Origin of the sequence: Wolbachia endosymbiont of Nasonia giraulti, assembly GCF_048054155.1 — a bacterium.
Classification (GTDB): Bacteria; Pseudomonadota; Alphaproteobacteria; order Rickettsiales; family Anaplasmataceae; genus Wolbachia; species Wolbachia pipientis_C.
Window position 1 is genome coordinate 1 of sequence record NZ_JAFEVH010000057.1, and the last position, 6,286, is coordinate 6,286.

Genomic DNA, 6,286 nt, shown 5'->3' on the forward strand with positions numbered 1-6,286 from the left:
AAAAGGTAGAGCAAAAGTGGATTACTGCTTTGCCTAATTGGGCTTTAACTATGTCTCAACTTGATATCTTTTTTCCTGGTAGGTTAAAAATTGAGTTGAATTGAAAATGCGGTTTGACACACTTTTTTGAACGTTCCCATGTTTATACAATTGTGTACCAGTGTTGAAATGACACCCTCAAAAGGGGATTGTATCTACTCTGAATCAGATGATAAATTAGATGCTTGGTAAGCGTAATTTGGAGCTTCCTGTGTAATGATTATATCATGAGCATGACTTTCTCTTAATCCTGATGAAGTAATAGTGATAAATTTGCAGTTTTTTTTCATCTCTTCTATATTACGGTTGCCAGTGTAGCCCATTGCAGCTTGCAACCCACCAATTAACTGACAGATCACTCCTGAAGCTGGACCTTTAAAAGGAACTCTTGCTTCTACTCCTTGTGGGACTAAATCAAGTTTTGAATCTTGAAAATAACGGCTAGCTGACCCTCGTTTCATTGCACTAATAGATCCCATTCCTCGATATTCCTTATATGCTCTACCCTTATACATGATAATCTCACCTGGGCTTTCCTCAGTACCAGCAAAGATTGAACCTATCATCACAGTATCAGCACCAGCTGCAATAGCTTTTGCAACATCTCCCGAATATTTTATTCCACCATCAGCAATTAGTCTGACGTTTTTTGTTTTACAAACCTCTGCAATATTCTTGATCGCAGAGAATTGTGGCATACCAACGCCTGTAACTATTCTGGTAGTACAAATTGATCCTGGCCCTATTCCAACTTTCACTGCATCAACACCAGCATCAATCAACGCTTCAGCAGCCTCTGTTGTTGTGATATTTCCGCCGATTAATTGAGTATTCGGGTACATCTTTTTTATTTCCTTAATAGTGCTGATAACGTTCTGGGAATGACCGTGAGCGGTATCTACAATAACCACATCAACTTCTTCTTCGACCAAAGCTTCACATCTTTCTATACCATCTTTTTTACCAGTACCAATTGCAGCGGCAACTCTGAGTCGACCTTTACTGTCTTTACATGAATTTGGATATCTATTGTATTTTTCGATGTCTTTAACTGTGATTAGACCTATGCAACAAGAATTTTCATCAACAACCAAAAGCTTCTCTATTCTATTTGCATGCAACAATTTCATTGCTGAGGCGCTGTTTACTGCCTGCTCTCGAACTGTTACTAACTTATCTTTTGTCATTACCTCGGAAACTTTTATATTCATGTTCTGGTCTTCAATAAACCTCACATCTCGATTAGTTAAAATTCCCACTAACTTGCGTTGATCAACTACAGGAATTCCGGAATAATTATACTCTCTCATTAATGAAACTGCTTCTGCAACCGTTTTATCTGGGGAAATTGTAATTGGGTTATACACGATCCAGCTTTCATATTTTTTCACCCTTCTTACTTCTAACACTTGTTCATCTATTGATAAATTCTTATGTATGCAACCTATTCCACCATGTTGGGCAATAGCTATTGCAAAACCTGATTCAGTGACAGTGTCCATTGCAGAGGATATGAGAGGGATATTTAGTTCTATATTATTTGTTAGATAAGTTCTTGTGTCTGCATCACGAGGCAATACATCAGAATAGGCCGGTAAGAGAAGTACATCGTCAAACGAATAACAAGCTTCCATTTTTTTCATATGCTTTATTTAAAGCTTATACGCCAATTAATGAAATTGCAATAGAGCTTTTGCAAAATTAGCCTGGCTACAGCTATTTTTAGATCAAAATAGGATAGAAGAGGGATGTAGCTCCTAATATATTTATCGCAAAATTACATTATTTGCTAGCAAACAGAACTGCTCAATAGTTAAGCTTTCTGGACGTTCGTCTCCACTCAGTTTAGCATTCTCAAGAGTAGTTGAGACATCACTAGTTATACTTTGCAAGCTATTTCTCAGCATCTTTCTTCTTTGAGCGAACACAGCACGTGTTAGCTTTGTTAAGGTTTCTAAATTTACTGCAAATCTTGGAGTGGGTAAAGGTTTTACTGTAATTACTGAAGAATATACTTTTGGTCTTGGAAAAAATTCCTTAGGTTCAATATCAAATTCCTTTTTTATGTCGCATAGTAACTGGCTTAGCACTGATAGGGAACCATAATCTTTAGAACTAGGTTCTGCTGTAATACGCTCTGCTACCTCCTTTTGGAACATTAACGTCAAACTCGTAAAAAATTTTATATTATTTAACCACTTTAAAAATAACGCTACTGAGATATTGTAAGGCAAGTTAGCAATGACTTTGACTGGACATTCTACCAGCTCTTTTTCTACAACATTAAGTGCATCTGCTTCTATAATTCTATATTTTCCCTGATGCTCATTTAGCAATTGTTCGTGATGTTTCACTAAACTACTATCTTTTTCTATAGAAAGTAGAAACTTTGGATTATACGCCAATATTTCTCTTGTTAACGCACCATACCCAGGACCAATTTCAATAACATTAAAATCTTTCAGGCTACCAGCTAAGGCAACTATTCTTTTTGTTATCTCATTCGATAAAATAAAATTTTGCCCTAGACTCTTTTTTGGCTTCAGTGAAAATTTTTTCATATGATCTTAGTATGCAGTATTTTAAAAATTAGTTGACGAAAATTCATCAATAATTGTATATTGTTAGTGTATTTAATGCCGGCTTAGCTCAATTGGTAGAGCAACTGACTTGTAATCAGTAGGTTGTCAGTTCAAGTCCGATAGCCGGCACTCTTATCCATACAAGTAAAGTTGATGTCCTTTTTAATAGTAGCAAATTGGAAAATGAATGGAACACGTTCTTCATTTGTTGACTTTATAGGCAAACTTAACAACAAGAGCAACGAAATTACCTCTAAATTAGTAATTTGCCCTCCTTTTACATCATTTCCAAGCAGTATAGGGTTGAACAATAATATTAAAATAGGAGGACAGAATTGCCATCATAAAGAGTTCGGTTCTTACACAGGTGAAATTAGTGCAGGAATGTTGAAGGAACTAGGATGTAGTTACGTAATACTTGGACATTCTGAAAGGGCTCATGAAAAAGATAGTGAAATAAAACTTAAATCGAAAACAGCAATAGAATCAGGATTACACCCAATCATCTGTGTAGGTGAAAATTCAGAAGATTATAAAAATAAAAAAACAAAAGAAGTAATAGAATATCAATGCAAAAACCGTTTGCCAACACAAGGTGAATATACCATAGCATACGAACCGATATGGGCAATAGGAACAGGAAATGTGCCAAATAATGACGCAATTGCTGAGGTGATAGAGATAATAAAATTGTGTACTGGTAAAAAACACATTATATATGGTGGCTCAGTCAACTCAGAAAATATAGGAAACTTGCTCAGTATTCCAAATCTATTGGGAGTTTTAATTGGTAGTGCAGGCTTAGATTTTGATCACTTTTATCAAATTATACAAGAAGTCGAGAAAAATTTTCTCTTAATTAATTCTAAAGGATAAATACTCTTATTGTCATGGCAAGGGAGTTGGCAAAATGTGTCAAGGAGTTTTCTATTGGCTAAGGTTGTGACAATAAAGTTAAGCACTGCCAAAAACTATGGAAGAAGTCATTATAATTTGTATTATATCTTTATAAAATGGTTCGCATAAGTTATCTAGAAGTGCAACTAAACAAATACAAAAATCAAAGTGTTGCGGTTTTCGGCCTTGGTAAAACTGGTTTGTCCGTTATTAATGCTCTAACAAAAAGCAGTGCAAAAATATATGCATGGGATGATAATAAAGAGCAAATAGCAAATGCAAAAAAGATATATAAAGAGTGTAACTATACTCATCCCAATGAGTATAATTGGCATGAGATAAGCACACTAATTTTGAGCCCTGGAGTGCCAATACCAGCGCATTGGGTAGTAAAACTTGCAAGAAGCTTTGACTGCAAAATAAAATCAGACATTGAGCTATTTCTTGAAACTAAAACTACAAGCCAGAAGGTTGTAGGCATCACTGGAACAAATGGCAAATCAACCACCACGTCACTAATAGGGCACATATTAAAATCCACAGGGAAAAAAGTAGCTATTGGCGGGAATTTAGGTGTGCCTATTTTGGATTTAGAAAGAGATGCAGAAATTTATGTAATTGAATTCTCCTCTTTTCAATTGGAGCTAATAAATAAAATTAATGTAGACATTTCTGTATTGCTCAACATCACACCAGACCACATAGATAGACATGGAAGTATGAATAACTACATAGCAACTAAATTAAAACTGATAAACAGTAGCAAGATTGCCGTGATAGGATGTGATAACAAAATTACCGCTGATGTATTCAATAAATTCACTGGGAACAAAATTCCAATTTCAGTAACATATTCCCTGGTGTCATTCCAGCGCGTGACCAGAAAAGAAAAACCATTGCCAACTACTCAGATGACAGAGGGTAGTGCAAGAGATCTAATATCATTGGCAGATAACAATTTGCTTGATTATAGTGAACAGATTACTGGTATAGATCGAAATTATCTGGATCCCAGTGTCAGCTACTTGGATGACAAAAGGAGTGCTGAGATTCAGGAGATCTCGCTAAAACTAGAGAATCACAACTTATCAATGAGTGATATGAAAGTAAACCTAGTATCCAATGTAGAAAATATAGTAGCTGCACACGCTGTGTGCAAGTTACTTGGAGTAGATAGCAGCACTATTGTCAATGAAATCAAATCCTTTCCAGGGCTAAGACACAGAAATGAATTTCTTGGCAAAATACATAATGTACTTTTTATCAACGATAGCAAAGCAACCAATGCAGAATCGACCGAAAAGGCAATTTTATCTTATAAAAACATATATTGGATTGTTGGCGGAAAAAGCAAAAAAGGCGGAATAGAATCATTAAGCAAGCATTTCACCAAGATTAGAAAAGCTTTTCTTATTGGAGAATCAACTGAAGTTTTTGCAAACATTATGGAGAACAAAATAGATTATGTGAAGTGCTATAATCTAGAAAACGCATTTAAACTGGCTTTTGAAGAGGCCATAAATAGCAAAGAAGAAGTAGCGATATTACTTTCTCCTGCATGTTCTTCTTTTGATCAGTGGAAAAATTTTGAAGAGCGCGGTGAAGCATTTTGCAGAATGTTTGAAAATCTCAGGTATAATTATATGTGATGTTTAGTATAATATTGTATGGAACAAAAGTTAATAGTAGATGAGCTGATTAAGGTTATTCCATTTGAAGGAATAAGTGATGCAACCTTATTGAAAGTGTGCACGAACCTTAACCTAGCCAATAGTTTTTGTAAATTTCAAAATGGAATATATAGTGCTTTGGAGTACATAGCAGAGGACTTAAATAGCTCAATGGAAACTGAACTTTGGAATTCCAATTTAGAAGATATGAAGGTAAGAGAGCGGATAAAGTTAGCTGTCCAAATACGCCTTTCAAACTATGCTAAGTTACAAAATTACAGAGAGTTTTTAAAAAATGTTTTATCATTCTCTATATTACCCCAAAATACATATTTTTCTAGTAAACTCTTGTACAGAACTGTTAGCGCGATTTGGTATGGCATTCATGATCAATCAACAGATTTTAACTACTATACAAAAAGAGCAATATTAGCTGGAGTGTACTTAAGTACGATACTTTTTTTTATCAATGATTATTCAGAAGATTTTGTAGATACCCTGTCGTTTCTTGACAAACGTATCAACAATGTCATGACATTTCAAAAGTTTAAAACCCGTTTGAATAGAATGGTAAGAAACTTCTTATAGCCTCTTTACTTATACGAGTTACTCGTATTTATACCTAAAGCTGCCTTGATTTTTATGTTAAGATAATTGAACATCCACTAACAGTGAGCTTAACAAAGAACTTGATTGAAAGCAATACATTAGAAAGTAGTTTCGCTGGAAACTTGAAGCAGACAGAATTGATACACATAAAGCTGATCCATGTACAAAAGTATCTGTTCAGATACACGACTAATGCTGTGTGATCCATAGAGGTTATTACAATAAGAATGTAAGATCAAATAGAAATTTGGATTTGCTGTATTAGACACAACTTAATCTGACAGATATGAATTAACTGACAGAAGAATTGAAAACTAATATCAGTCCCTTGTTTAATGTTAATAATATTTTTCGGGAACGTTCAAAAAAGTGTGTCAAACCGAAAAAAAAGTAATAAATTGATATAAAAAATGGAGGTTTGATATGAGTCAAGCAAATAGAACTACTGGTTTGGTAGATTATAAAGAATTAGAAACAAATATCCTGTCA

The 6,286-nt window shown here is 34.6% G+C and carries 5 protein-coding genes and 1 tRNA gene; 4 read left to right on the top strand and 2 right to left on the bottom strand.

Going from position 1 to position 6,286, the window contains the following annotated elements; translation table 11 throughout:
• Positions 1 to 194: 194 nt before the first annotated feature.
• Both guaB and rsmA read right to left on the bottom strand, forming a co-directional pair.
• Positions 195 to 1,682 carry an IMP dehydrogenase gene (guaB, locus tag JR312_RS05615; protein WP_264331262.1) on the bottom strand — a complete coding sequence of 496 codons (1,488 nt, stop codon included), beginning with the start codon at positions 1,680 to 1,682 and terminating at the stop codon, positions 195 to 197.
• Positions 1,683 to 1,805: 123 nt separating this feature from the next.
• A complete protein-coding gene (gene rsmA, locus JR312_RS05620) occupies positions 1,806 to 2,600 on the bottom strand; it encodes a 16S rRNA (adenine(1518)-N(6)/adenine(1519)-N(6))-dimethyltransferase RsmA (protein WP_264331263.1) in 795 nt (264 codons plus the stop codon).
• A gap of 77 nt (positions 2,601 to 2,677) precedes the next feature.
• Between rsmA and JR312_RS05625 the strand changes: the two genes are divergently transcribed.
• The 4 genes from JR312_RS05625 (at position 2,678) to JR312_RS05640 (ending at position 5,776) form a co-directional block, all read left to right on the top strand.
• Positions 2,678 to 2,750, top strand: a tRNA-Thr gene (locus tag JR312_RS05625).
• A gap of 24 nt (positions 2,751 to 2,774) precedes the next feature.
• Positions 2,775 to 3,497: a triosephosphate isomerase gene (locus JR312_RS05630; protein ID WP_416647927.1), complete on the top strand. Its 723-nt coding sequence runs from the start codon at positions 2,775 to 2,777 to the stop codon at positions 3,495 to 3,497.
• A 137-nt stretch (positions 3,498 to 3,634) separates the two neighbouring features.
• Positions 3,635 to 5,167: a UDP-N-acetylmuramoyl-L-alanine--D-glutamate ligase gene (murD, locus tag JR312_RS05635; RefSeq protein ID WP_416647928.1), complete on the top strand. Its 1,533-nt coding sequence runs from the start codon at positions 3,635 to 3,637 to the stop codon at positions 5,165 to 5,167.
• A gap of 18 nt (positions 5,168 to 5,185) precedes the next feature.
• A complete protein-coding gene (locus JR312_RS05640; RefSeq protein ID WP_264331266.1) occupies positions 5,186 to 5,776 on the top strand; it encodes a COQ9 family protein in 591 nt (196 codons plus the stop codon).
• The last annotated feature ends 510 nt before the right edge of the window (positions 5,777 to 6,286 follow it).